Origin of the sequence: Bacillus cereus group sp. MYBK245-2 (genome assembly GCF_051916145.1) — a bacterium.
GTDB classification, from domain to species: Bacteria; Bacillota; Bacilli; order Bacillales; family Bacillaceae_G; genus Bacillus_A; species Bacillus_A pacificus.
Map to the genome: position 1 here is coordinate 71,614 of NZ_JBQAGB010000005.1, position 24,804 is coordinate 96,417.

A 24,804-nucleotide genomic window follows, 5' to 3' on the forward strand; every position below is an offset into this window, starting at 1 on the left:
AGAAAAAGAGGTCAATTTTATTTGGCCTCTTTTTCTGTTTTATTGTTTCTTTTTATTTTTGCTTGTTCAATACTTGCCTGTAATGTCTCCATAATATTAATGATGTTTGGAGCTGGAGAGATTGTTTCCGTTTTTTCCTGTTGTTCAATTTTATTTTCGATTAATTCGGTAAGGGCTTCTTTATATTCATCTGTATATATTTCTTGTTCAAAAGGATTTGTAAGGTGGTGAATTAAATTAATAGCTGCGGTGAGTTCTTGTTTTTGGATAGGATAATTTTCATTACTTGGTAAGTTAGGTGTATTTGTTATATCGCGAATTTCATTAGGGTAGTGAATGGTTTGCAACATAAGTCCATCTTCAAAGTTACGGATAATAGCTAAATGTTGTTTTTTTCTAATGGAAATATGGATCAGACCAAGTTTATTCGTACGCTCAAGTGCTTCCTTTAATAATAAATACGATTTTTCATGTCCAGGGGTAGGGCCTATAAAATAAGAACGATCGTAGAGAACAGAATCAATTTCGTTATTTTGGATAAAAGATATAATACGAATGGATCGTGGTTCGTGAGCTTTTTGCAACGCAGCTAATTCTTTTTCATCCATAATAATGTATTTATGAGGTGCATATTCATAGGCTTTTACAATATCTTTATCATCAATTTCTTCATCCGTACAATCAGGAGCGAATTTTTTATATTTAATAGGTGTTAAGCATTCTTTATGGAGACTTAAAAATTTTATATCGTTTTCTTCTACGGCGCTATATAGTTTAATTCCCATATTTAATAGTCCAAGTGAAAGCGCACCTTTCCAGACGGTATGCAAATGAAACATCTCCTTTCGCTTAAAAATGATTATGTATATTATGAGATAGTAAGAAATTTCCTATACGTCTTTTGTTTTTTACGGAAGGGCTTGGGATATAAAATATGTTGACAAGCCCTCCAAAATATTTTAATGTGATTGTATAAAATTGTGTATATAAAGGGGAGTAACTTATTACAGTAAAGTCGTCATTACAGGGAGAAACCCTCGGCTTTATTGGCAACGTTTCGTTGTTAGTGAGACCTTTACCAGCAATGGTAAAGGCCCCTTATTGTCTTTTTTAGGACCCTTACCATATTTGGTAGGGTCCTTTTCGTATACAAGGAGAGGAGATATAAAAATGAAAAAATTGATTAGTAGATTAAGAGTTGTATTTCATGTTCGTCGTTTCGTTCCATTCCTATTTGACTTTTTTACTTCAAAAGAGGTTTCAATAAAGAAGAAAATCTTATCTATTGCTTTTTTAGTTGGTTATGTAGCGATGCCGCTTGATTTAATTCCAGACTTCTTACCGTTCATCGGTATTTTAGATGATATTGGGATTGTGTTATTTATTCTGAACCGAATTGTAAAAATGGCGCCAGTTCAATTACAAGAAAAACATAACGTAAATGTAGGATAGGAGTTGGGCTAGAAAATATGGAGCAAATGATTTTAGATATAATCGAGTTTTTAAAGCAGTTTTCTTATTTTGGAGTTGTATTGGCTTTAACGTTTGAATTTATTCCAGCAGAAGTCGTTTTGCCTATGGTTGGATATTGGGTGTACGAGGGTGATATGAATTTTTGGCTAGCTGTATTAGCTGGAACGCTTGGCGGAACGACAGGACCGTTAACGTTATACGCACTTGGTTATTACGGTGGTCGTCCTCTATTAATAAAATACGGGAAATACTTCTTTATTAAAGAAGAACAAATTCAAAAAGCAGATGATTTCTTTGAGAAATATGGACCAGTTGTAGCATTTGTTGGACGCTTTGTACCGGGAGTTCGAACGCTTATTTCTGTTCCTTGTGGTATGGCAAAAATGAACATATGGAAATTTAGTATTTATACATTTGTAGCAATGTTCCCGTTAACGACTTTATATGTGTATTTTGGAATGAAATTAGGTCCGCATTGGGCAAAAGCGGCGGATGTTGTTGGACAATATATGCTACCGATATTAGGAGGCGTTCTTCTTATCGTGGCTAGTATTTTTGTCTATAAATATATGAAAAAAAGAAACAAAACGGAATCTATCTAGTCATATGAATATTTTTTGAAAATAGATGAATAGTACAGGCAAAAGACTCTGGGGGACATACACATATAGGGAATATAAAAGAGAGAGGGGAAACAACTATGTCTTGTGAGTGCTCAGGGTCAGCATTAACTTGTTGTCCAGATAAAAATTATGTGCAAGATAAAGTGTGTAGTCCGTGGTCAGGAACTGTAGTGGCGACTGCTATTACGAATGTACTGTACAACAATAATATTAATCAAAATATGATTGGAACAGGGTTTGTTCGATATGACGTCGGACCGGCTCCGATCACACTGACAGTTTTAGATGCAGCAGGAGCTACAATTGATACACAAACATTGAATCCAGGAACAAGTATAGCTTTTACGTACCGTCGTTTCGTGACAATTGAAGTAATTTTACCTGCTGCAACAGCTGGAACATATCAAGGGGAGTTTTGTATAACTACACGTTATCCACTTTCATAATAGAAAAGGAGAGGGCTAAGATGTACAATTCTAACTTATCATGCTGTTCCAGTAAAACACTTGTTCAAGATCAGGTATGTATAGATTGGGCTGCTACTGGTGCGGTAACTGAAACAGTGTATACGAATAATATTACGCAAGATTTATATGCATCAGGTTATGTGAAATATGATGTAGGTACAGCTCCAATTACGGTGAATTTTTTAGTAGGAGCAACAGTGGTGAATACAATTACTGTACAACCACAAAGCAGTGGATCATTTACAGTAAGATACTTTACTACAATTCAAATTGTAACGACAGGAACGGGAGTAAGCCAAGGACAATTATGTTTAACGGTACGTTATCCAATTTCATAAGAAAAAGCATACCAAAATGGTATGCTTTTTCTTATAGTTTGTAAGTTGAGGTCATAAATCACTTTAAAAGCAAAATGAGAATTGACAACAATATTTTCCTTCTATATACCGAATTGGATTATTTGGGAGATTAATAATTGCCACAGATTGTAATGATTGACCTGTATATGACATTGTGTTGCCAGGATAGACAGTAAAAGTATTTGTCACCTGTCCAATAATTTGAACCGTAACCGCTTCAGTACTACTAGTGCTATTATATACAGAAATATTACCCGATATTTTAAGTACACCATCTCCTTCCCATAAGATTAATGTAGAACTTTCAGAAGGCGGTGGAATTTCTTTTGTTATAAAAAAATTACCAGCGAATTCATTGTTGACTAATTCACAAGATGGTGGGTCAGGGGGAGTAGGTGGATCATAGGGAGGGCAAATGATAGATAAAGGGGCATAACAGCCGATATTTTTTTTACAAGCCATTAATAGCTCCTCCCTTCATAGTTTCTTTTTATTACTATTAAATGTTGCAAAACGATAGTTGTGTTAATAAAGGGGCAAAAAATTTCAGGAAAGTTTGTTTAATAGGCGTCCAACTCATAATCATGAATAAGAGTCTGTTAGACAAAAGATGGTTGTATAAGATAATACAAATAATGTTGGATGTTACAACAAATTGACTGTATATTTACAAAAATTAAATAAATTTTATTTGTAATTTATATGAAGTTAATATGTGTTCAGTACAATAATCATTGTAATTAATTGATTATATGAGGAGGATTCACGTGGAAAGAACAGCTTTACGCAAAGTAAAAGGACTTATTGGATTATTAATGTTTTTTGTATTAGCGTTCGTATCATTTCCGTGGAGTACATCAGTTAAAGCGGAAGAGAAAAAGCAAGAAAAGGCACCGAGTGAGAAGAAGATAGTTTTTCCAGTTGTAAGTGATGTACATATTAAGAATAGTGGAACGGATGATACGTTTCGCTGGAAACGAGCAATCGAGCAACTGAATACACTTGCACCTAAACAAGATGCGTTTGTAATTGTGGGAGATTTTACTGATTCAGGATCACTGCAACAATATGATCGTTTCATGCAAGTGTATAATGAAAATGCAAATAAAGATGCCGTGCGAATGAATTCTCTTGGTAACCATGATTATTGGAACGGTTTATCTGTAGAGGGCGCACAGAAGCGTTTCTTAGAAAAAACAGGAATGGAATCGATTTATTATCATAAAGTGGTGAAAGGGTATCATTTCCTTGTTATGTCTCCGGAAGATGGGACAACTCATGGATATTATTCAGACAAGCAAATTAATTGGTTAAAAGAAGAAATGGCAAAGGCACAAAAAGATGATCCAGAAAAACCAATTTTCGTATTTTTACACCAACATATTAAAGATACAGTATATGGTAGCCAAGAGTGGGGAACAAAAGATAGTGCAAAAATTAACGAGGTGTTGAAAGCATATCCACAGGTTATTACGTTTTCAGGTCATTCACATTATCCGTTAGATGATCCAAGATCGATTCATCAAAAAGACTTTACATCAGTTGGTACATCTTCAGTAAGTTATATGGAAGTTGAAGGTGGTAAAGTACAAGGGAATATCCCGCCAGGAGCTAGTACATTAAGCCAAGGGTTATTAGTAGAAGTAGACGATAAAGAGGTAACGATTAATCGCCGTGATTTCCATACAAATTCTTGGACAGGCGAGCCTTGGAAAATTAAATTACCAGCAAAGAAAGAAACATTTACACATGTAGAAGATCGTGATAAAGAAAAGCCTTACTTTGCAAAGGATGCAAAGCTTGCGGTATTAAATGTAACAGAAAATGCAGCAACAGTAACATTCCCACAAGCGCTGGATAACCTTCTTGTTCATTCTTATCGCGTACAAGCTAGAGATAAGCAAACGGGAGAAATAAAGAACAAATTGTTAGCATTCTCAGAGTTTTATCGTGACCCAGTACCAAAAGATCTTACATTTACACTGGCAGGGTTAGATAGCGGGAAAACATATGTACTTGAAGTCGTTGCAATTGATTCATTTGGTAATGAAAGTGCGCAGCCTTTAACGGCAGAAATTACTACGAAAAAAGATAATATTGACCCGAATGTGAAAGTACCAAAGGCTGATGTTTTTGATGTGAATTTTGCAGATGGTACATTTAAAGACAATTCACCATTTGGTACAAAAGGTGATGTGAAGGGCAATGTGACTATTGAATATGATAAAGCATTGAAAAAGAATGTTATGAAATTAAACGGAAAAGCAAACACATTTGGATACCTTCCATTTTCAGCAGCACAAAAAGAAAAAGTTGCAAATACGTTTACGTTAGAAACAGTATTTGCAATGAATGAAATTCGCGGACAAGGTATTTTGCAAAATACAGAGAGTGGCGGAATTGGTTTTGAATCTACAGGAAGTGGATATGTTGAATTATGGGCTCACATTGGTGGCAGTTATAAACGTGTTGGCGTTCAATTAGAAGCAAACAAAACATATCACTTAACAGGAACGTATAACGGAAGTGAAGTAGCTATTTATGTAGATGGTAAAAAAGTAAATAGCCAACCGGCTACAGGAAAAGTGTATCATCCAAATGTACCATTTGCACTTGGAGCGGATCCTGATAGCAATGGGAATGGTGGTATTCCGTTAAATGGACAAATCGCGCTTGCGAAATTATATAGTAAAGCGTTAAGTTCTTCAGAAGTATTAGCAGCGTACAATGAGTTTTATAACCGTACGAAGTTAGAGCAAGTAAATGCGTTATTTGAAGAACTTGGAAAAGTAAAAGAAGTGTTAGCTGGTACGTATGAGTTTGGGGATAAGCCAGGTCAATATTCAAAGGAAGCATTTCAAGAATTAGAGAAAAGCTATAATAATGCAAAACAAGTGTTTGAAAATGTAGCGAGTACGGGAGAACAAATTGTTCAAGCATATAATGAATTAAAAACTGCAAATCAAACATTTATACAATCTAAAGTAGTAGAACAACCGAAAACATTGAAAGAAAAATTACAAATGAATATTGAATCTGCAAAAGCAGTAGTGAAAAAAGCACAAGCTGCAAATGTAACAGACGGTTCAGTGAAATCATTGAGTCAAAAAATTACAGTGGCAGAATATGTGTTAAAAGATGCGAAAGTAAAAGATACACAAGTAGAAACGATGAATCGTACGATGGAATATGCGATTTCACTCGTTGAAAAAAGCATAAACAAATAAGAGAGAAGAAAAGAAGCTTATCATGATAGGCTTCTTTTTTGTTATACTAAAAGTAGCATAGAATGAAGGAGCGAATAATTTGGAAGAGAAAAAGTTAAAAAGAATTCTTGAATATGTATGGATCGCGGTTGTGCTCCTTGTAGGATATTATTTCTTAAAAGAAAAAAGTATATGGGTTCTATTTTTAATGACGTTTTTATTAGCGGGTTTAGGCACGTTATTTATTAACTTCTTCTTTGATAGTTTAAATGCATGGAAGAAGAAAAAGAAGGGAACGAAGTAAAGGAGGGAATATATGCAAAAGTGGAAGCTTATATATCAGGTGATTATTTTTCTATTGCTTGTAAGTATTGGCGTTTTTAAATACTCAACACCAATAGGAAATTGGGCATCGTTTACAGCTTGCATCGGCATATTTTTCATTTTACAATCGTTAACGAAAAAATATAATAATACAGAAAGATAGCTCGCCGTTTTATTGGCGAGCTATTTTGTTATGCTTTTTTCTGTTCATCGTTTGCTTTTTCAGTAGCTAAATGACTATGTTTTCTAGAGTAGAAGAAATAGAAGCATAAACCGACTATAAGCCAAGCTATAAAGCTAATCCATGTCGTTTTAGATAAATTAGCCATTAAATATAAACAGCAAAGAATAGCGACAACTGGTAATACAGGTACGAAAGGTGTACGGAATCCGCGTTTCAAGTCAGGGTGTGTTTTTCGTAAAATAAGTACTGCACAGCAAACGAATGTGAAGGCTGTTAATGTACCGATATTTACTAAATTCGCTAATACGTGCAGATCTAAAAGTCCTGCTAATAAAGCGGCAACAACACCAGTAATCCACGTGTTTAATAAAGGGATTTTCACTCTTTTATTTACACGTGCTAACGCTTTTGGAAGTAAACCGTCACGGCTCATCGCATACGAAACGCGAACTTGTCCATACATAACGACTAAGAGAACGGTTGTCATTCCAGTCATCGCTCCAACAGCGAGTAGTCCTGCAATTGTATCCTCGCCAACGAAATGTAAGGCAAATGCAACTGGATCAGAAACATCTAATTGTGTATACGGAACCATACCTGTTAAAACGAAAGATACAATCATGTATAAAACAGTACAAATAAGAAGGGAACCGATAATGCCAATTGGTAAATCACGCTGTGGTTTTTTCGTTTCTTCCGCAGCGGTTGCGATTGCATCAAAGTCTAAGAAGGCGAAGAATACAGTAGCAGCTCCAGTAATAATACCGTCGTATCCGAATGGGATGAACGGTGTCCAATTTTCAGGTTTTACATATTTTGCACCTGCTACGATAAAGGCGATAATAACTGCTAACTTGATCAGAACCATAATATTATTAATGCGTGCGCTTTCACGTATACCAAAACTTAAAAGACCGGTAATGATGAGTAAAATACAAACAGCTGGTAAATCAATGAGACCACCTTTTCCTACGCCAGGTGCCGAGGCGATTATGGCGGGCAGATGGATGTTAAATCCTTGTAGTAAAGACTGTAAATAACCAGACCAACCGACAGCTACTGCTGCGACTGCCAGTAAATATTCGAGCATTAAACACCATCCGACGATGAAGGCGACGACTTCCCCGACTGTCATGTATGCGTAAGTATACACACTTCCTGAGACAGGAATAGAAGAAGCAAATTCGGCATAACAAAAGGCTACACAAGCACAAGTAAATGCAGCAATAAGAAATGATAACATAATACCAGGACCAGAATGTTTCGCTGCAACAATACCTGTTAATACAAAAATCCCTGTGCCAATTACGGCGCCAATTCCTAAAAACGTTAAATCAAGTGCGGTTAATGTTCTTTGTAGTTGTCGTGGTGATTCAGTAGTAATCGCCTTTTTTCGTAATAATGATTTCACTTTGGACTCTCCCCCCGTTTTTCATTTCCATAACTGCGAATGTAGTATGAGCCCACTAGAAAAGAGTATGTAAGGAAATCGAGGTACAGTTATGGTGCGTAGTTTTTTAAAATTGCTGGATTAATCTTAATATAATTCAGAATATTTTGTCAAATAAAAATATGACAAATAAAATGCGGATGAATAGGAGAAACTACTTGCAGGAATGGACGAGGGTTAACGACCCACTGATCAAAGTTAAAGTAGGAGAAGATGTTATGTTATTTTATTTTGAACTTGTCGTCATTTTACTTTGTACGAAATTAGCTGGTGATATTAGCGTGAGGCTTGGCCAGCCTTCTGTACTTGGTAAATTAATTATCGGTATTATTATCGGTCCAGCTGTACTTGGTATTATAAATAGTTCTGAATTAATCGATGAACTGAGTGAGATTGGTGTTTTGCTACTTATGTTTATGGCTGGACTTGAAACAGATTTAGAAGAGTTAAATCGGAATTTGAAATCATCATTTGCAGTAGCAGCTGGTGGAATTATTTTTCCATTCATTGGTGGTTATGTAACAGGATTGCTGTTTGGGCTCATACAATCCCATGCGATCTTTTTAGGGTTATTGCTTTGCGCAACGTCAGTTAGTATTACGGTGCAAACGCTAAGAGATTTAGGGAAAATGAATACGAGAGAAAGTACAACGATTTTAGGTGCTGCCGTATTTGATGACGTCATCGTTGTTATTTTATTAGCGTTTGTTATGAGCTTTTTAGGAACGCAAGATGTGAATATAACACTTGTTATCGTAAAGAAAATTATTTTCTTTGTCAGCATTGTTTTTATCGCATGGAAAGTTGTTCCATGGATTATGAAAATGCTTGTGCCACTTCGTGTAACAGAGGCGTTAATTAGCGCAGCTCTTATTATTTGTTTTTCTTTTTCGTATTACAGTGAAATGATGGGGATTGCAGGTATTATTGGAGCATTTGCAGCCGGAATTGCCATTTCTCAAACAGAGTATAAGCACGAAGTAGAACATAAAATTGAGCCGATTGCTTATGCGATATTTGTACCGGTGTTCTTCGTAAGTATCGGAATGGAAATTACATTTCAAGGTATCGGAAGCCAGCTTTGGTTCATTATCATTATGACGCTCATTGCGATTTTCACAAAGTTAATCGGATCAGGTTTAGGAGCAAGGTTAACAGGATTCAACCTTCAATCTTCTATTAGTATTGGTGCGGGAATGGTGTCGCGTGGAGAAGTAGCACTTATTATCGCAGCAAATGGACTTACGGCGAATCTATTAGCGAAAGAAAATTTCACAGCAATTGTTATTGTTGTTATATTGACGACGATTATTACGCCGCCGCTTTTGAAGAAGTATTTTGTATAGAGAGGAAGGGCTTATCTGATGTAGGTAAGCTCTTTTTTTATTCCTAAAAGCAATGATCATATAGCATGAAGGGTTTGTAATTATGGTAAAATCTATGTATGTGATAGGGCGAGGAGAGGGAAGTGTGAAGATTACGAAGGGGAAGGTTATCAGTGTAATCGTACTTATTGCAGTATGTATACCATTTACTGCATGGAAAGAATCAAAGGTGAAAGATTTTCCGGTTTCTATTTTTTCTTCTTATGTAGAAGACGAAAACCCGAAAGACTATAAGTACACTGCTTTTGTACCCGACTTTGCAATTTGGATACATGGATGGGAAAAGCAGCGATCTGAAGGTGAAATAACGTCATATAAAAAGGGGAATCGAATTGTAAATGTGTTTCATCCTCCTGGCGATGATGGTTTTTACCTTCTTGAAGCAAGAGAAAATAAGTAAACGCAACCGTAAGAAGTGGAGGTTAAATAGTGAAAGCTTCAACATTACTATTTAAAATTGAAAGTAATATGGATCAATTTTCACCAGCTGAAAAGAAGGTTGCCATGTACATAACGGAGAATGCAGAGATTGTTCCGAACTTAACGACGAAAGAAGTGTCAACGAATGCGGGCGCAAGTGAGGCGAGTGTTGTTCGCTTTTGTAAGTCGATTGGAATCGGAAGTTTTAAAGCATTTAAAATCGCGCTCGTTCGCGAATTAACGATTGCTGATTATAATATTAACGATTTTTCAGTGATGAATACGGAAGATGGACCGTACGACTTGTTTAATAAAGTTACGTATGTGAATAAAGCTGCAATTGAGGCGAGCGTGACGGCGATAGATAAAAAAGAACTTGAAAAAGCTGCAGATCATATTGTAAATGCCGATAAAATTATTTTTTACGGGGTAGGCGGATCAGCTACTCCGGCGATGGACGGAGCTTATAAATTTACAAGGCTCGGATTTACAGCGATGATGCTATCTGATTTTCATATGATGTTGCCACTTGTGACGAATTTAAAAGAAGGCGATATATTTGTGGCAATTTCAACATCTGGTCGTACGAAAGATGTACTTGAAATGGCGCAATATGCGAAGAGACAAGGTGCAACAGTTATTGCGATTACGAAGCTCGATCAATCATCACCGTTATATAAAGAGGCGGATATTCGTCTTTGTATGCCAGATGTAGAACAAGATCATCGTATTGCGAGTATTGCTTCAAGAATGACGCAATTGAACATGATAGATGCTCTATATGTGATTACTTTTAATCGTATTGGTAATAAAGTGTTGGATCAATTTATGGAGACAAGAGAAGAAGCTTTGCGATTACGGAAGTTGAAATGAGAAGATGGGGAAACCCATCTTTTTTTGCATACGGGCGGACATAAATTCGTCATGAAAAGAAATTAAATTTCATAAAATAGTAAAGTAATATTGATTTTAAATTTCTTGAAGTTATAATAAAAGTATGAAATTAAATTTCAAAGTAGGTGGTAATATGTTAGAAAATTTATCGACAGAACATCGTAATGAGAAGACAATGAATTTAGATGAGATGAGCATAAAAGAAGTTCTTCAAAGTATGAATGAAGAAGATCGAACTGTTGCATTAGCAGTTGAAAATGAAATAGAGCAGATTGAAAAAGTTGTGCAGACTGTTATTAAATCTTTCGAAGAAGAGGGCCGATTAATTTACATTGGGGCTGGTACAAGTGGCCGTTTAGGTATTTTGGACGCAGTGGAATGTCCGCCGACATTTGGCACAGACGATAAAATGGTGCAAGGATTTATAGCAGGTGGATTGAAAGCGTTTACTAAAGCGGTAGAAGGTGCAGAAGACCGTGAAGAGTTAGCGGACGAAGATTTAAAAAGTATTGGATTAAACGAGAAAGATACTGTAATTGGAATTGCAGCAAGTGGTCGAACTCCTTATGTTATTGGTGGCTTGAAGTACGCGAATCGTGTAGGAGCGAGTACAGCGAGTATCTCCTGTAATAAAAATGCTGAAATAAGTAAATATGCAAAACTAAATGTGGAAGTAGAAACAGGCGCAGAAATTTTAACAGGCTCAACGCGTTTGAAGGCTGGTACAGCGCAAAAATTAGTGCTCAATATGATTTCAACAGCATCTATGATTGGTGTTGGGAAAGTATATAAAAACTTAATGGTAGATGTGCAATCTACAAATGAAAAGTTAATAGAACGATCAAAACGAATTATTGTGGAAGCAACAGGTGTTAGTTATGAAGTAGCGGCAGAGCATTATGAAAAAGCAGACCGTAACGTGAAAGCTGCGATTGTTATGGTGTTATTGCAGTGTGAGTATGGGGAAGCACTGCAGAAATTAAAAGAAGCGAAAGGGTTTGTAAAAAAGGCACTATAAAATAATAGGGAGGGGGATTCTATTATGAAGAAAGAAGAGAGAATGGCCAGAGAAATTTCAGAGCAACTTGGGGGAGTAAAAAATATTCGTGGCATTGCTCATTGTATGACGAGACTACGATTAACGCTTCATGATGAAAGTAAAGTGAATATGGACCTTTTGAAAAAGGTTGAAGGGGTTATGGGAGTTATTGAAGATGAGACGCTTCAAGTTGTCGTTGGTCCGGGGACGGTAAATAAAGTAGCAGCTGAGATGGAAGGTTTAACAGGACTCCGAATTGGTGAAGTGGCAGATCATCACCTTGAAGATCTTGGGCAAGAGATGAAGTCAGAGATTAAGAAGAAAAATAATACACCGGTGAAAAACTTTTTAAGAAAAATAGGAAGTATTTTCATTCCATTAATTCCGGGTCTTGTTGCATCAGGTATTATAAATGGGGTCGCTAACTTTGCGAAAAATGCAGGTGCTGATCCGAATGCAACGTGGCTACAAATGTTACTACTCATTGGCGGCGGTATCTTTACATTCTTAGGCATTTTAGTCGGCTGGAATACAGCGAAAGAGTTTGGCGGGACACCGGTTCTTGGGGCAATTGCTGGTATTTTAATTTTCAACCCGGCGATGGCGACTGTAAAATTATTTGGTGAAGCGCTCGTACCCGGACGGGGCGGATTGTTTGCAGTTATTTTTGCAGCGTGGCTTATGGTTGTAGTGGAAAGACAAGTTCGAAAAGCAGTGCCAAATGCAGTTGATATTATCGTGACACCACTTATTACTGTGTTAGTCGTAAGTATCGTAACGATGTTAGCCATTCAGCCGGTAGCAGGTTTCTTATCTGAAGGAATTACAAGCGGAATTAATGGTATTTTAAGTATTGGTGGCGCGTTTGCGGGAGCAGTACTTGCAGGAACATTTTTGCCGCTCGTTATGGTCGGATTACATCACGGTTTAACACCGATTCATATGGAGTTTATTAATCAAACGCACGTAACACCTTTATTACCAGTACTCGCAATGGCTGGAGCTGGGCAAGTAGGAGCTGCGATCGCCATCTATGTGAAAACAAAAAACAAACGACTTCGTAACGTAATTAAAGGGGCATTACCAGTTGGATTTTTAGGAATTGGCGAACCGTTATTATACGGGGTTACATTACCACTTGGGAAACCGTTTCTTACCGCTTGTTTAGGGGCAGCTGTCGGTGGTGCATTCCAAGCAGTTATGAAAACAGCTGCACTCGGAATTGGTGTATCCGGATTATCATTAATTCCGTTAATTGCTGATAATAAATATTTACTATATTTCCTTGGATTAGTCGTTGCATATACTTTCGGATTCATCTTTACGTACTTCTTCGGATTTAAAGAAGAAATGGCAGAAAACATATAGAGAAAGGGATTCCTTTCTCTTTTTTTATTCATAGAAAGGGAGATTCATATGCTAGGAGTATCAATTTATCTTTCAAAAGAGCGAGTAAAGAAACAAGAAGAATGGCTAAAAGTAGCGAAGAAAAACGGATTTTTATCTATTTTTACATCACTTCATATACCAGAAGATGATCCAAATACGTATAAAGAGTTAATTCAAATACTTGGGAAACAGGCTCTTGAAAATGAAATGGAATTAATGGTTGATGTTTCCCAAAAATCGCTACACCATTTAGGAATGACGTACGAAAATGTGGAAGAGTTAGTAGAGTGGGGAATTACTGGTTTACGAATGGACTATGGCATCACGCCAAAAGAAATCGCACGCGTATCTCACAAGATGAAAGTAGCTTTAAATGCGAGTACGATTACAGATTCATTTTGGAAAGAGTTAATTACTGAAAAGATACGGGTCGAGAATGTAGAAGCGTGGCATAATTTTTACCCACGCCCAGAAACAGGACTAGCAAAGTCCTTTTTACAAAAACAAAACGAATATTTACATGCGTGCGGAATAAAAACAATGGCATTTATTCCAGGAGATGCGGAAAAACGTGGTCCGTTATATGAAGGGTTACCAACGTTAGAAAAACATCGCAATATGCGCCCGCTTGAAGCGTATTTAGAACTTGTACAACATTGTGGTGTCGATAAGGTGTTAATCGGGGATATAAGCGGAAGTGTAGAAAGTGTACAAGAGATAGCGAGTGCGAGTAGAGGGGTTATTCCGCTGCGGTACAAAGCGTTTATAACTGATAAAGAAGTATTAAAAATAGTGGAACGAGTGCATACAAATAGGCTGGATCCAGCCCGTGATGTCATTCGGTCTGTAGAATCACGAGAAGAAAATAAAGTGATTTTACAGCCAATGAATGCAACTTTAAGAAAGAAAGGCAGCATTACAATTGATAATGAATTGTACGGTAGATATGCTGGAGAAATGCAAGTTGCCATACATGATTTGCCTGTAGATGAGAAAGTGAACGTTGTTGGAATGGTTGTAGAAGAGGATATTTCTTTATTGCCGTATGTTGGCGCTGGAAAAATGTTTCAACTTTTTTGTGCGATAGAGTAAAAGCTTGAATTAACGCTACTTTGTAGGAAAACATTATCCGTAAAAGGGATAATGTTTTTTGTTTTCTTTAAAAAAGTATTTGACGAATGAAATGAAATACCGTATTGTTTTGACTTGTGAATAAAAGTTCACCATAACAAAACAAAAAGGAGAGTTCAAAATGAATCAATACATTGGTAACTTAATTATTCGTATCGTGTTAGGAGTAACGTTCTTTGCACATGGTTTAGCGAAGTTTCAATCAGGTATCGATAACGTAGCAGGCTGGTTTACAAGCATTGGCTTACCAGGTGGTCTTGCATATGGCGTAGCAACAGTTGAATTAGTTGGTGGTATATTATTAATTATCGGTTTAGGCGTACGATATGTAGGATTGCTATTCGCTCTTATTTTAGCTGGAGCAATCGTAAAGGTAAATGGAGCAGCAGGTTTATTAGGAGATGGAAAGAACCCAGGATATGAATTAGATCTTGCATTATTATCAATGGGTGCGTATTTATTCGTTGTAAAAGCAGAAGGATATGTAGATCGTTTCGTAAAAGAGAAAGTAATGAAAACGAAGTAAACTTATTTATAAATTGTTGACTTGAATCATCGTTGTAACTATAATGATTACAATGTGTAGAGTAAGAATAAAACAATTTAAATATTTTTACACACAGTGTAACAGTTTTGGTTACACTGTGTATAAAAAATAAATAAAACGGGAGGAAGTAACATGCCTAAATCAAATTTAGAAATTATTCGAAGTACATATGAAGGATCAGCTTCTTCGAATGCAAAACATTTAGCAGAAGCCCTCTCTGAAAAAGTAGAATGGACAGAGGCGGAAGGGTTCCCGTACGGGGGAACTTATATCGGTGTAGAAGCAATAATGGAAAATGTATTTAGCCGATTAGGATCAGAATGGGATGATTATAAAGCGAGTGTAAATACATATCATGAAGTAAGCGGAAAAGATGTAATTATTGCTGAAGGTATGTATTCAGGAGTTTATAAAGACACGGGAAAATCATTTGAAGCAGAATTTGTTCATGTATGGCAACTTGAGAACGGAAAAATTGTGAAGTTTAAGCAGTATGTAGATAGTCATCTTGTTAGAGAAGCGATGAAGAGATAATGCTTTTTAAATGGGGCGTAGGTATATGCATTACAATTATAGTAATTTTCTCGTCTATAGTTGGCGGAAAGAAATTGCTTGCATATGTGGAAAAAGAAAATAAAAATATTCAAACCCAGCAAGTGGCAAACGAAAAAGAGAAGAAAGTTGCAGAAGAATTTTCACAAGTTAGTGAAGGTGAAATTATTTCTACTATGCACAAAATGGTACACCAAAAGGTAAAATCCTCTGAAAAATGGGGTTTTGTAGAAATGACAAACAAGGAAATTTCTAATGTGAAAAGAGATATTGAAAATAGTACAGGTTTTCAATATAAAATGAAGTTATTTTCTATTATAAATAGATGGGAAAGAGGAGATTTTTCTCAAACTGTTGAGGAGCACAACTTTTTATGGAGCCTTCAAGGTGGAGATACTGGCAAGGCAACAGAACGTTTATCACCAGAAGAGGAAAAGCAGTATATAAAAGAAATGAAGAATAAATAAAAACATCGCCAACTCAGATGACGATGTTTTTTCATTACGAATGTTTTCGTATTAAAGCTCTAGTTGGCTGAACAGCAACTGTTTTGAAATGAGAAAATAAATAACATCCTGTCACAACGATTATTGTCCCTACAATTTGTATCCATGTTAGTTCTTCACCGAGGAACAGGAATGCTAAAATAGCGGTAAAAATGGGATTAAAGTTTAGAAAAATACCAGATGTAGTTGCTCCTAATTTTTGTACGCCAACATTCCAAAATACCATACAAAGAACTGTGGAAATGAGTCCTGTATATAAAAGTGATGTTATAAAAGAAGTGTTGATATTTGTAACAGTGAAGCTTCCAATGTTAAATGGCAGTAATAAAATAACGCCGAAAATACCAGAGTATAATGTGGCCATGAGTGGTGTCGTTGTTTTTGTTGCCCATTTACTACAAACAGAATACATTCCCCAAATACAAACTGCCGCAATCATCCATAAATCACCGCTATTAAAATGTAGTGAAAATAAAAGTGCAAAGTTACCTTTTAATAGGACGAGGATAACCCCGAAGAATGAAAGAATCATAGATAAAATTTGAAGTGTATTTACTTTTTCTTTTAGAAATAAGACAGAAAATAGTGCGATTGAAATCGCATTTAATGTAGAAATAAGCCCTACATTCGTTGCGGATGTTTTCTCTAGTGCTAGAAATTGAAAGATGTTAAAAAGAGCGACCCCTGAAATCCCCATTAGTATTAAAGGAAGTATGGCAGCACGAGGTGGAATGATTTTCTTTTCTTTAAACCATACCATTGGTAATAAACAAACGATCGCAATCATCCATCTTAAACTTGTAAGTGTCATTGGAGATGCGTGATCAACGAGTGATTTTCCAACGACGAAATTTCCTCCCCATAATAAGCTCGTTAGTAATAGTAAAAAGACATAAAAATAAGGCATATTAAAATCCCCTTTGTTGTAATCAATGTGAATTGTAAATAATTTTAGCATTTTTCTTTATTGTGTAATATATTATTTTGTATAATGGATAAAAGTTGATAAAATGTTTTGTTTTAGATAGTGTTTTGGAAATGATATTCAGTTTTATATAAGTTGTAAGGTGTTTTTTCGAATAATCATCGGTAAGAAAAAGGGGGAATTGTAATGGAGTCGTCAGTTATTAAAGTGTTGGATGATTTGGACGTACAAATTTTAGATATATTGCAGAAGGAGTCACAAGTAAGTAATGCAGAGCTTGCGCGACGTGTTAATTTATCACCAGCTGCGATGCATGCGAGAATAAAAAGATTAGATGGAGAAGGATTCATTGATAAGCAAGTAGCCATTTTAAATCAAGAAAAGCTTGGTTTTGATTTGTTATGCTTTATTTTTATGAGTACGAATATTCATCAATTTGACAAGTTGGAAGTGCTGGAAAAAGAATTAGAAGCGATGCCTGAAGTGTTAGAATGTCACTGCTTAACAGGAGAGTATGATTATTTATTAAAGGTTGCAAATCGTGATCGTAAAGAATTAGAGCAGTTTATTAGAAAGCTAAATAAGCTTGGTATTACAAAGATACAGACGAGTTTAGCACTTCGTGAAATTAAATATTCGACCGTATTACCGATACGAAATGAGGGACCGAGCATCGATTAGATCGCTTGGTTTTTTGTTTGTATAAAGTGATTGACGAGGAGAAAAGAGAGATGTATTATTATATAAAATTGTGTATTAAAATTCATTTTAAATTATAAATATTAATATTAGGGGCAAGGGGATAGAATATGAAAATCTTTAATGCGGTTACGAGTGATGTGAAAGAAATTTATGGTCTCATTGAGATTTACGCAAAAGAGGGAGTGGTTTTACCGCGTTCTCTTTTATCTCTCTACCAATATTTACAGTGTTTGTATGTTGTGAAAGAAGAGGGGGAAATCGTCGGAGTTGCTGGTTTACATGTGTTAGGGGAGGACCTTGCAGAAGTCCGGTCGTTAGTCGTTTCGCATACATATGCAGGGAAAGGGATTGGACGTATGTTAGTAAACCATGTAATAAATGAGGCAGCGAAAATAAAAGTGAGTAGAGTTATTTCTTTAACATATGAAACGGAATTTTTTCAAAAGTGCGGGTTTGATTTTGTGAATAGAGATGCATTGCCAGAGAAAGTATGGATTGATTGTAGGCATTGTCCAAAGGTAGATTATTGTGATGAAGTAGCGATGATTCGGTATGTTGGGTGAAATAAATGTAAAGAAGAGCAGCTAGCAAAAGCTAACTGCTCTATTCAAGGGATCTCTCCAAGGGGGAGTGGAGAAAATATTATGTTACTAGCAGTATTGACAGATTATTAGGAAATATACAAACTGGAGGAAATAAATTTTAAATAAACTTTCGGCATTGACAGTTTTTAAAATATTCATGTACAATATACATGAATGACATTCAGTCATTTTCTGTGGAAGCGTGTAGTTAGTTTGAAAACGGAACAAATATAAATGGTAAATGAGGATGATAGTTGTTTATATAGTAGTGATGAAAGAGTATATTTTTTTAAAACAAAAATGACTGATAGTCAGTCATAAGAGGTGAGAGGTATGAAGAATAGAGCTTGGTTATATGTCATATTAACATGTATCTTTGAAATTTTTTGGGTGTTTGGTTTTAATACAGCCGATACTTGGTGGCATTGGATTATTATTTTAGGCGTTATCGCTGTTGATTTTCACTTCCTTTCTAAAGCGTGTGAGCATCTTGCAACAGGGACTGTATATGCTGTTTTCGCCGGAGCTGGTACGGTAGGTACTTTCTTAATGGATGTATTCCTTTTCGGCGGGAGTTTCAGTGTAGGGAAATTATTCTTTATCGTGATGGTTGTAGCCGGCGTTATCGGTTTAAAACTAGCTGATAATAAAGAAGAAACTGTGGAAGGAGCTGCTTAAAGATGGGTTGGTTTTTCGTATTTTGTGCTGCAATTAGTGAAATAGTCGGTGTGATCGGTCTTAAAATGTATAGTAAAGATAAAACGTTAGCAAATGGTGCACTTTATATAGGTGGGTTTGCTACATCCTTTGCATTCTTGTATACATCTTTCTTATTTTTACAAGTAAGTGTCGCGTATGCGGTTTGGATTGGTATTGGAACAGCAGGTGCCGTTTTATTAAACATGTTCCTGTTTGGTGAGTCGAAAAGTAAAGCACGTATCATTAGTGTAGCTCTTATTGTATGCGGCGTGACAGGGTTAAAGGCTCTTTCGTAAAGATATACTGTATCTCCTAACAAGTCGTTAGGAGATTTTTATCGTAAAAAGTACACGATAATTGACAGTATAGCTAGTTATTCTATAAAATGAGTGACAGTCATTCAATACGCGTGTGAAAGGGTTTAGATGATGAATAAAAAAGAGAAAATTGTCTATGCAGCTATTGAAGTGTTTCAGGAAAAGGGCGTTGAAAAAACGAAGATTTCTGATATCGTGAAATTGGCTGGCATTGCACAAGGAACTTTCTATTTATATTTTCCTTCTAAGTTATCTGTTATGCCTGCAATAGCAGAAGTGATGGTTGAGAAGATGATCCTTGCAGTGAAAGAAAAAGTGCAAAACGATGCGCCTTTTTCAAGTAAAGTTACGCAAGTAATAGATGCGGTGTTTCACTTCATAGCGGAATATCGTGAAATACAAGCTTTAATGTATGCAGGTCTTGCATCTACGGAACATATAAAAGAATGGGAAGCTGTGTATGAGCCTCTTTATATGTGGTTAAGTGAATTTTTAAGTGGGGCGAAAGAAGCTGGTGAAATTCGTGATTCGGTTCACGCAGAGCGAACAGCGAAGTTATTTATCGCTCTAGTTGAATCAGCAGCGGAACAAGTGTATTTATATGATCATAAAGATGATGAGCAAGTGGAGCTACAAAAGGCAGAAGTACTAGATTTTTTAACACATGCATTACATATAAAGAAATAGTGAGATGAACCTGTCTGGGAAGGTAGGTTCATTTTTGAGGGAAAATGAATGATAGTCATTCACCTAATGCGTATGTATGTGTGGAAGGGTACAGTGAAATTCTAACGAGTAGGGGCATCTCTACTCATGATTAGCCCACAAATAGCAGGATAAAGAAAAAGCTTCTTGGGCATTATTTTTTTGAGGGGAGCTTACGGGAAGAGGTGTTGAAAGTGAAGAAACCGATAAAAGAACAAAAGATGGTATTGGTCATTCTTTTGAGTAATATATTTATCGCTTTTTTAGGGATTGGATTAATCATTCCGGTTATGCCGTCCTTTATGAATGATATGGGTTTAACAGGTAAGACAATGGGATATCTCGTTGCAGTGTTTGCAATGGCTCAGCTTATTGCTTCACCTATTACAGGCCGGTGGGTCGACCTTTATGGTAGGAAGAAAATGATCATCATTGGATTATTTATTTTTGGTGTTTCAGAGCTTCTCTTTGGATTAGGAACAGATGTGTGGATGCTTTATGCAGCGAGGGTGTTAGGCGGAATTAGTGCTGCGTTTATTATGCCTGGTGTTACGGCATATGTTGCGGATATTACATCTATACAGGAACGTCCAAAGGCGATGGGATATTTATCTGCTGCTATTAGTACCGGCTTTATTATAGGACCTGGAATCGGCGGATTTATTGCAGAATACGGTATACGTGTGCCGTTTTTCGTTGCAGCAGCAATTGCTTTTATAGCATGTGTAATTTCGATTTTTATTTTAAAAGAACCGTTAACGAAAGAGGAGCTTGCAGAGATTTCTTCTAATACGAAAGAATCAAGCTTTATTGGTGATTTAAAGAAATCATTACATCCAATGTATGCAATCGCATTTATAATCGTATTTGTACTTGCGTTTGGTTTATCAGCGTATGAAACTGTGTTTAGTCTGTTTTCTGATCATAAGTTTGGATTTACACCGAAAGATATTGCGGCAATTATTACAATTAGTTCAATCTTTGGGGTAGTTGTGCAAGTATTTATGTTTGGTAAATTGGTTGATATATTCGGTGAAAAAGTGTTAATTCAAATATGTTTAATTGTAGGTGCAGTATTAGCGTTCGTTTCAACGGTAGTCTTTAATTATTGGATTGTACTTCTCGTTACGTGCTTCATTTTCCTAGCATTTGATTTACTTCGTCCTGCTTTAACGACGTTTTTATCAAAAGCAGCTGGAAAAGAGCAAGGATTCGTTGCTGGTATGAACTCGACTTATACGAGTTTAGGAAATATCGCAGGACCAGCGATGGGCGGAATATTATTTGATATGAATATTCATTATCCATATGCCTTTTCAGGAGTTGTTTTAATAGTTGGTCTTGCTATTACATTTATGTGGAGAGAGAAACAGTTAGCTGAAAGTTTTGCGAAGTAATAAAACCCCTTACGACGGTAAGGGGTTTTTGTTTTATAAGCTTAATCCAAACCGTTTTAATTCAATAAATATCCCCTCTAATTGCTTTCCTTTATCCGTTAATGTGTACTCTACACGAGGCGGAACTTCTGGATATACTTTTCTCGTTATAATGCCTTGAGACTCTAATTCTTTTAGTCGAAGCGATAATGTTTTTGGACTAATACCATCCATTGATTTTTGTAAATCACTAAAGCGTAATGTTCCTTCGATAAGAAGATCACGAATGATTAAAAATGTCCATTTCGTACTAATTACATCAAGCGTTTTAGCGATAGGACAAGGTATGCCAGGTAAACCTTTCGTTAATTCAACTGGATCTATATTGTTCATGGAACTAGCCTCCATAAAATTTTTTTGATGAATTTACTTTATAGTATCACAAAACTATACTTTTAGTAACTATATGAAAAAAATATCACTACTTCCATAAAGAAAGTTAGTGCATATACAATAGCAATACGAAACAAAAAGGATTTATATAAGGAGGTGGTGATTTCCATGGGGATAAAAAAGTTATTTGGATTTCTTAGTTTGTTTGTTGTTTGTATTGTACTTGTAGCATGCGGCGTCGAAGAAAAAACGGAAGTCCAGTTATTAAAAGAAATGCCAAAGCCAAAAGCGATGACAATTGATCCCTCACTAAGTCAAAAGGAAGCGACCGAAATGGTTCATGCAGCGCAGCGTTTTTATGCATTTTGGGATACAGGTAAAGAGGAGCTTATTCCGCAAACTGTTACTGAAAATTTTTTCGATCATACATTGCCGAAAGGGCGACCACAAGGCACGGAAGGATTAAAATTTGCGGCGCGAAATTTTCGTAAAATCGTTCCTAATATACATTGTGAGATTGAAGATTTATTAGTCGTTGGTGATAAAGTAACAGCTCGTCTTTCTTTTACAGGAACGCATAACGATAAAAAAATCGATTTTTTTGCAATTGATATTTTACATGTAAAAGACGGAAAGATTACAGAAGACTGGCATTTAGAAGATAATCTTACGCTGAAACAACAACTTGGGTTAATAGCTGAGGAGTAAATTATATAGGGGAGAGAAAAGTGATGAAAAATATATTTATTATAAATGGACATGAAAAATACGGTACGAAAGAAGGACGATTAAATAAAACGTTAGTTGATTATATGGTAACGGTATTAAGTGAGAAGCATCATGTGAAAACAACAACGATTCAAGATGGCTATAGTATTAAAGAAGAACAAGAGAAGTTTTTATGGGCTGATGTTGTGATTTATCAAACGCCGATTTATTGGTTTAGTGTACCGGGCTTATTTAAAACGTATATGGATGAAGTGTATGAATACGGTTTGTTCTTTAAAGGTGCAGATGAATATGGAACAGGTGGTTTATTAACAGAGAAAGAGTATATGTTCTCTACAACTTGGAATGCACCTGAAAATTCTTTTGGAGATAAGACGAAGTTCTTTGAAGGGGAAAGTCTAGAATCAACGCTTAGTCATTTACACCGCGTGCAGAAGTTTCTTGGTATGAGCCCGTTAAAGAGCTTTGCTTGTTATGATGTGGTGAAGAATCCGGATATTGAGCAGTATTTATTGAACTTGAAAGATCATTTAGATGGAGTAATTAAATAATAGTTTATACTTGTATGTGAAGAAGGTACTACTAAGGATGTAGTACCTTCTCCTTTTATAAAAACTCACACTTTAATACGTAGATGGCTGTATCCATAACTTCGCAAAATTTGCCCAGCCGAATGAATCAATTGTTACATTTTTTAAAGCAGAAGGATATGTTTTTCTTTTTAAAACGTGATAGTTAAATAAAATGATGTGTTCTGTTTGTAAAAATTCTTCGATCTCATACATGAGCTCATAGCGCTTCTCTTTATTTTCTTCTAATAAAAATGTATCAAGTAAACAGTTAATTTGTTTTTCATAGTGCGGGTCCATGAACCGGTTTACGAAGCAACTTTTATTTTTAAATACATTTAAGAATGCAAGTTCATGATCAGCAGCAAACACTTCTCCCATGAAAATAATATCGGCATGTTGATCGATAGAACGGTTCATATAATCTGAAACGAGAAAGGGGTGAAGCTCTACTTGTATACCTAAACTTTCACATCGTTCTTTTAGGAAATATGCATCATTTGCACTATCTTTAAATGCGAAGAAATAAATGTGTATCGCTTCTCCATTATAGGTGCTCTTCTTTAAATACTCTTTCGCTTTTTTTAAAGAGTAGGACCTTGTAGGACTTTTGCGGCTTCTTTCAGGGAAAAAGCTTGATGCAGCAATTGTCCGTCTTCCTTCTATGCTACGAAGTATCGTTTCAACGTCATATAGTTCTCTCCAAGCCTTTCGAAAGTAAATGTCGTGATGAGGACCAGATTTTGTAAAGTTGAAGCTAGCATAAATACAACCTATTTCTTCTATTTGTATATTATGCCTTTCATTTTTCTCTTCATTTGGTAGTTCATAATCAGCATCGATTTGTACATGATCAGGAATACCCCAAAATTCAATACGGTCTAATAAAGCGCGCTCTTTAAAATAATGAGTGAACGCTTCGAGCACGATATTATCTTCAGAGTAATGAGCAAGTTTGAAAGGTCCAGTACCTATGTAATGATGATTTTGGATACTCACATCACGCGGTAAAATTGCTAGTTGTATGGAACTTACATAGTGTAAGAAAAATAAATTTGGTTTTGCTAAATGAAATCGAATTTGCAGTGGTGATGGCGTTTCAATTTGAACAATTTCTTCTGTTAACCATTCAAAAGGAGAGTGAACTTCTTTTAGTCTTTCAAATGAAAATTGTACATCTTTAGAAGTTAAAACTGTTTCGTTATGAAAATGAATGTCCTTTCGTAAATAAAAAGTCCACGTCAGCCCGTCTTCACTTAATTCCCACGTATGCGCAATGTGTGGTTCCATTTTTTCCGTAACATCGTTATAAACGACTAACGTGTCAAAAATTTGACCCGTAAGATGGCTCTCTGTAGTTACAGCTACAAAAGCCGGATCTAATGGGAATAGCTTTCTCGATATAGGAATCTTTAATATGTCGTACATATCATTTGAAGGTTCGTATCCAAAATGATGATGTAGTTTATTTTCTATCTTTTTTTGAAGTGCAAGGGGTAGGGGTTCTTTTAAAAGAAGAAAGATATCTTTTAACTTTTCTTGCGCTAACAGTTCATCTGTATAGGACTCAATCGCTTCTACGAAATTATGTATAAATAGAATTTCCGTTTTATTCCCGCGGCCTCCCCCTGGAGTCCAGTGAATTAATTGCTCCTCGCTCATTTTCTTTAATAAAATCTTTACGTTTTTCGTACTGCAATATAAAACATCCGCTAATTCTTGTAAGCTATTTCGCATATGTTGTTGATCTTGTGCATGTAGTCTTAGTCTAATGTAATAGTCCATAATTTTCATATATACACTTCCTTCTATTATAAAAGGGGGAACTCTTTAGAATATTCTAACCTTTTTCTTCC

General features: G+C 35.9%; 30 protein-coding genes. 24 read left to right on the plus strand and 6 right to left on the minus strand.

Going from position 1 to position 24,804, the window contains the following annotated elements:
* Positions 1 to 17 precede the first annotated feature (17 nt).
* On the minus strand, positions 18 to 830 hold the full coding sequence (gene ku / locus ACTFRN_RS10970; RefSeq protein ID WP_000557763.1) for a non-homologous end joining protein Ku: 813 nt from the start codon (positions 828 to 830) through the stop codon (positions 18 to 20).
* 340 nt (positions 831 to 1,170) lie between these two features.
* On the opposite strand from ku, the gene ACTFRN_RS10975 reads away from it, so the two are divergent.
* From ACTFRN_RS10975 to ACTFRN_RS10990, 4 genes are all read left to right on the plus strand, one after another.
* Positions 1,171 to 1,452, plus strand: coding sequence for a YkvA family protein (locus ACTFRN_RS10975; RefSeq protein ID WP_000733844.1), 282 nt, complete (start codon positions 1,171 to 1,173; stop codon positions 1,450 to 1,452).
* Positions 1,453 to 1,469: 17 nt separating this feature from the next.
* A complete protein-coding gene (locus ACTFRN_RS10980; protein WP_074567633.1) occupies positions 1,470 to 2,075 on the plus strand; it encodes a DedA family protein in 606 nt (201 codons plus the stop codon).
* Between the two features lie 98 nt (positions 2,076 to 2,173).
* Positions 2,174 to 2,542 carry a DUF3992 domain-containing protein gene (locus tag ACTFRN_RS10985; protein WP_014893284.1) on the plus strand — a complete coding sequence of 123 codons (369 nt, stop codon included), beginning with the start codon at positions 2,174 to 2,176 and terminating at the stop codon, positions 2,540 to 2,542.
* Between the two features lie 20 nt (positions 2,543 to 2,562).
* Positions 2,563 to 2,901, plus strand: a complete 339-nt coding sequence (locus ACTFRN_RS10990) for a DUF3992 domain-containing protein (protein WP_000282809.1) — start codon at positions 2,563 to 2,565, stop codon at positions 2,899 to 2,901.
* Positions 2,902 to 2,964: 63 nt separating this feature from the next.
* Here ACTFRN_RS10990 and ACTFRN_RS10995 read toward each other — a convergent pair whose 3' ends face one another.
* A complete protein-coding gene (locus ACTFRN_RS10995) occupies positions 2,965 to 3,384 on the minus strand; it encodes an S-Ena type endospore appendage (protein WP_000752309.1) in 420 nt (139 codons plus the stop codon).
* Positions 3,385 to 3,689: 305 nt separating this feature from the next.
* Between ACTFRN_RS10995 and ACTFRN_RS11000 the strand changes: the two genes are divergently transcribed.
* The 3 genes from ACTFRN_RS11000 (at position 3,690) to ACTFRN_RS11010 (ending at position 6,615) form a co-directional block, all read left to right on the plus strand.
* Positions 3,690 to 6,149: a LamG-like jellyroll fold domain-containing protein gene (locus tag ACTFRN_RS11000; protein WP_124878218.1), complete on the plus strand. Its 2,460-nt coding sequence runs from the start codon at positions 3,690 to 3,692 to the stop codon at positions 6,147 to 6,149.
* A 79-nt stretch (positions 6,150 to 6,228) separates the two neighbouring features.
* Positions 6,229 to 6,432 carry a hypothetical protein gene (locus ACTFRN_RS11005; RefSeq protein ID WP_000391504.1) on the plus strand — a complete coding sequence of 68 codons (204 nt, stop codon included), beginning with the start codon at positions 6,229 to 6,231 and terminating at the stop codon, positions 6,430 to 6,432.
* 12 nt (positions 6,433 to 6,444) lie between these two features.
* Positions 6,445 to 6,615, plus strand: coding sequence for a hypothetical protein (locus ACTFRN_RS11010; protein WP_041184469.1), 171 nt, complete (start codon positions 6,445 to 6,447; stop codon positions 6,613 to 6,615).
* A gap of 28 nt (positions 6,616 to 6,643) precedes the next feature.
* On the opposite strand, the gene ACTFRN_RS11015 is transcribed toward ACTFRN_RS11010, so the two are convergent.
* Positions 6,644 to 8,047, minus strand: a complete 1,404-nt coding sequence (locus tag ACTFRN_RS11015) for an amino acid permease (protein ID WP_088106518.1) — start codon at positions 8,045 to 8,047, stop codon at positions 6,644 to 6,646.
* A gap of 161 nt (positions 8,048 to 8,208) precedes the next feature.
* Between ACTFRN_RS11015 and ACTFRN_RS11020 the strand changes: the two genes are divergently transcribed.
* The 9 genes from ACTFRN_RS11020 (at position 8,209) to ACTFRN_RS11060 (ending at position 15,910) form a co-directional block, all read left to right on the plus strand.
* On the plus strand, positions 8,209 to 9,432 hold the full coding sequence (locus ACTFRN_RS11020; protein ID WP_370530089.1) for a cation:proton antiporter: 1,224 nt from the start codon (positions 8,209 to 8,211) through the stop codon (positions 9,430 to 9,432).
* Between the two features lie 124 nt (positions 9,433 to 9,556).
* Positions 9,557 to 9,871: an outer surface protein gene (locus ACTFRN_RS11025; protein WP_074567645.1), complete on the plus strand. Its 315-nt coding sequence runs from the start codon at positions 9,557 to 9,559 to the stop codon at positions 9,869 to 9,871.
* A 29-nt stretch (positions 9,872 to 9,900) separates the two neighbouring features.
* The gene (locus ACTFRN_RS11030) at positions 9,901 to 10,764 is read left to right on the plus strand and encodes a MurR/RpiR family transcriptional regulator (protein ID WP_000648179.1); all 864 of its coding nucleotides are present in this window, start codon (positions 9,901 to 9,903) and stop codon (positions 10,762 to 10,764) included.
* Between the two features lie 154 nt (positions 10,765 to 10,918).
* Positions 10,919 to 11,803 carry an N-acetylmuramic acid 6-phosphate etherase gene (gene murQ / locus ACTFRN_RS11035; RefSeq protein WP_049114273.1) on the plus strand — a complete coding sequence of 295 codons (885 nt, stop codon included), beginning with the start codon at positions 10,919 to 10,921 and terminating at the stop codon, positions 11,801 to 11,803.
* A 24-nt stretch (positions 11,804 to 11,827) separates the two neighbouring features.
* Positions 11,828 to 13,192 (plus strand): PTS transporter subunit EIIC, encoded by a 1,365-nt coding sequence (locus ACTFRN_RS11040; RefSeq protein ID WP_049114271.1) that lies wholly within the window; start codon positions 11,828 to 11,830, stop codon positions 13,190 to 13,192.
* A gap of 48 nt (positions 13,193 to 13,240) precedes the next feature.
* Positions 13,241 to 14,305, plus strand: a complete 1,065-nt coding sequence (locus ACTFRN_RS11045; RefSeq protein ID WP_074567636.1) for a DUF871 domain-containing protein — start codon at positions 13,241 to 13,243, stop codon at positions 14,303 to 14,305.
* Between the two features lie 160 nt (positions 14,306 to 14,465).
* Positions 14,466 to 14,870, plus strand: coding sequence for a DoxX family protein (locus ACTFRN_RS11050; RefSeq protein WP_014893281.1), 405 nt, complete (start codon positions 14,466 to 14,468; stop codon positions 14,868 to 14,870).
* Between the two features lie 153 nt (positions 14,871 to 15,023).
* Positions 15,024 to 15,425: a nuclear transport factor 2 family protein gene (locus tag ACTFRN_RS11055; protein ID WP_014893280.1), complete on the plus strand. Its 402-nt coding sequence runs from the start codon at positions 15,024 to 15,026 to the stop codon at positions 15,423 to 15,425.
* A complete protein-coding gene (locus tag ACTFRN_RS11060; RefSeq protein WP_014893279.1) occupies positions 15,425 to 15,910 on the plus strand; it encodes a PRK06770 family protein in 486 nt (161 codons plus the stop codon). The genes ACTFRN_RS11055 and ACTFRN_RS11060 overlap by 1 nt, the downstream gene beginning before the upstream one ends.
* A 34-nt stretch (positions 15,911 to 15,944) precedes the next feature.
* On the opposite strand, the gene ACTFRN_RS11065 is transcribed toward ACTFRN_RS11060, so the two are convergent.
* Positions 15,945 to 16,856 (minus strand): DMT family transporter, encoded by a 912-nt coding sequence (locus ACTFRN_RS11065; RefSeq protein ID WP_001146279.1) that lies wholly within the window; start codon positions 16,854 to 16,856, stop codon positions 15,945 to 15,947.
* Between the two features lie 204 nt (positions 16,857 to 17,060).
* Here ACTFRN_RS11065 and ACTFRN_RS11070 point away from each other — a divergent pair, with 204 nt between their 5' ends.
* The 6 genes from ACTFRN_RS11070 to ACTFRN_RS11095 all read left to right on the plus strand — a co-directional run bounded on the left by ACTFRN_RS11070 (position 17,061) and on the right by ACTFRN_RS11095 (position 21,278).
* Positions 17,061 to 17,555: an Lrp/AsnC family transcriptional regulator gene (locus ACTFRN_RS11070; RefSeq protein WP_000446093.1), complete on the plus strand. Its 495-nt coding sequence runs from the start codon at positions 17,061 to 17,063 to the stop codon at positions 17,553 to 17,555.
* Between the two features lie 128 nt (positions 17,556 to 17,683).
* Positions 17,684 to 18,139, plus strand: a complete 456-nt coding sequence (locus ACTFRN_RS11075) for an N-acetyltransferase (protein ID WP_074567637.1) — start codon at positions 17,684 to 17,686, stop codon at positions 18,137 to 18,139.
* 354 nt (positions 18,140 to 18,493) lie between these two features.
* Positions 18,494 to 18,838 (plus strand): DMT family transporter, encoded by a 345-nt coding sequence (locus ACTFRN_RS11080; protein WP_000796016.1) that lies wholly within the window; start codon positions 18,494 to 18,496, stop codon positions 18,836 to 18,838.
* Between the two features lie 2 nt (positions 18,839 to 18,840).
* Positions 18,841 to 19,155, plus strand: coding sequence for a DMT family transporter (locus ACTFRN_RS11085; RefSeq protein WP_000539674.1), 315 nt, complete (start codon positions 18,841 to 18,843; stop codon positions 19,153 to 19,155).
* A gap of 129 nt (positions 19,156 to 19,284) precedes the next feature.
* A complete protein-coding gene (locus ACTFRN_RS11090; RefSeq protein ID WP_016716563.1) occupies positions 19,285 to 19,863 on the plus strand; it encodes a TetR family transcriptional regulator in 579 nt (192 codons plus the stop codon).
* Positions 19,864 to 20,075: 212 nt separating this feature from the next.
* Positions 20,076 to 21,278: an MFS transporter gene (locus ACTFRN_RS11095; protein ID WP_000742937.1), complete on the plus strand. Its 1,203-nt coding sequence runs from the start codon at positions 20,076 to 20,078 to the stop codon at positions 21,276 to 21,278.
* Between the two features lie 33 nt (positions 21,279 to 21,311).
* Here ACTFRN_RS11095 and ACTFRN_RS11100 read toward each other — a convergent pair whose 3' ends face one another.
* Positions 21,312 to 21,650 carry a winged helix-turn-helix transcriptional regulator gene (locus tag ACTFRN_RS11100; RefSeq protein ID WP_001059470.1) on the minus strand — a complete coding sequence of 113 codons (339 nt, stop codon included), beginning with the start codon at positions 21,648 to 21,650 and terminating at the stop codon, positions 21,312 to 21,314.
* A 168-nt stretch (positions 21,651 to 21,818) separates the two neighbouring features.
* Between ACTFRN_RS11100 and ACTFRN_RS11105 the strand changes: the two genes are divergently transcribed.
* Both ACTFRN_RS11105 and ACTFRN_RS11110 read left to right on the plus strand, forming a co-directional pair.
* The gene (locus tag ACTFRN_RS11105; RefSeq protein ID WP_014893278.1) at positions 21,819 to 22,358 is read left to right on the plus strand and encodes an ester cyclase; all 540 of its coding nucleotides are present in this window, start codon (positions 21,819 to 21,821) and stop codon (positions 22,356 to 22,358) included.
* Between the two features lie 23 nt (positions 22,359 to 22,381).
* Positions 22,382 to 22,930, plus strand: coding sequence for an NAD(P)H-dependent oxidoreductase (locus tag ACTFRN_RS11110; RefSeq protein ID WP_011040036.1), 549 nt, complete (start codon positions 22,382 to 22,384; stop codon positions 22,928 to 22,930).
* Positions 22,931 to 23,002: 72 nt separating this feature from the next.
* On the opposite strand, the gene ACTFRN_RS11115 is transcribed toward ACTFRN_RS11110, so the two are convergent.
* Positions 23,003 to 24,742, minus strand: coding sequence for an SgrR family transcriptional regulator (locus ACTFRN_RS11115; protein WP_088106517.1), 1,740 nt, complete (start codon positions 24,740 to 24,742; stop codon positions 23,003 to 23,005).
* Positions 24,743 to 24,804 lie beyond the last annotated feature (62 nt).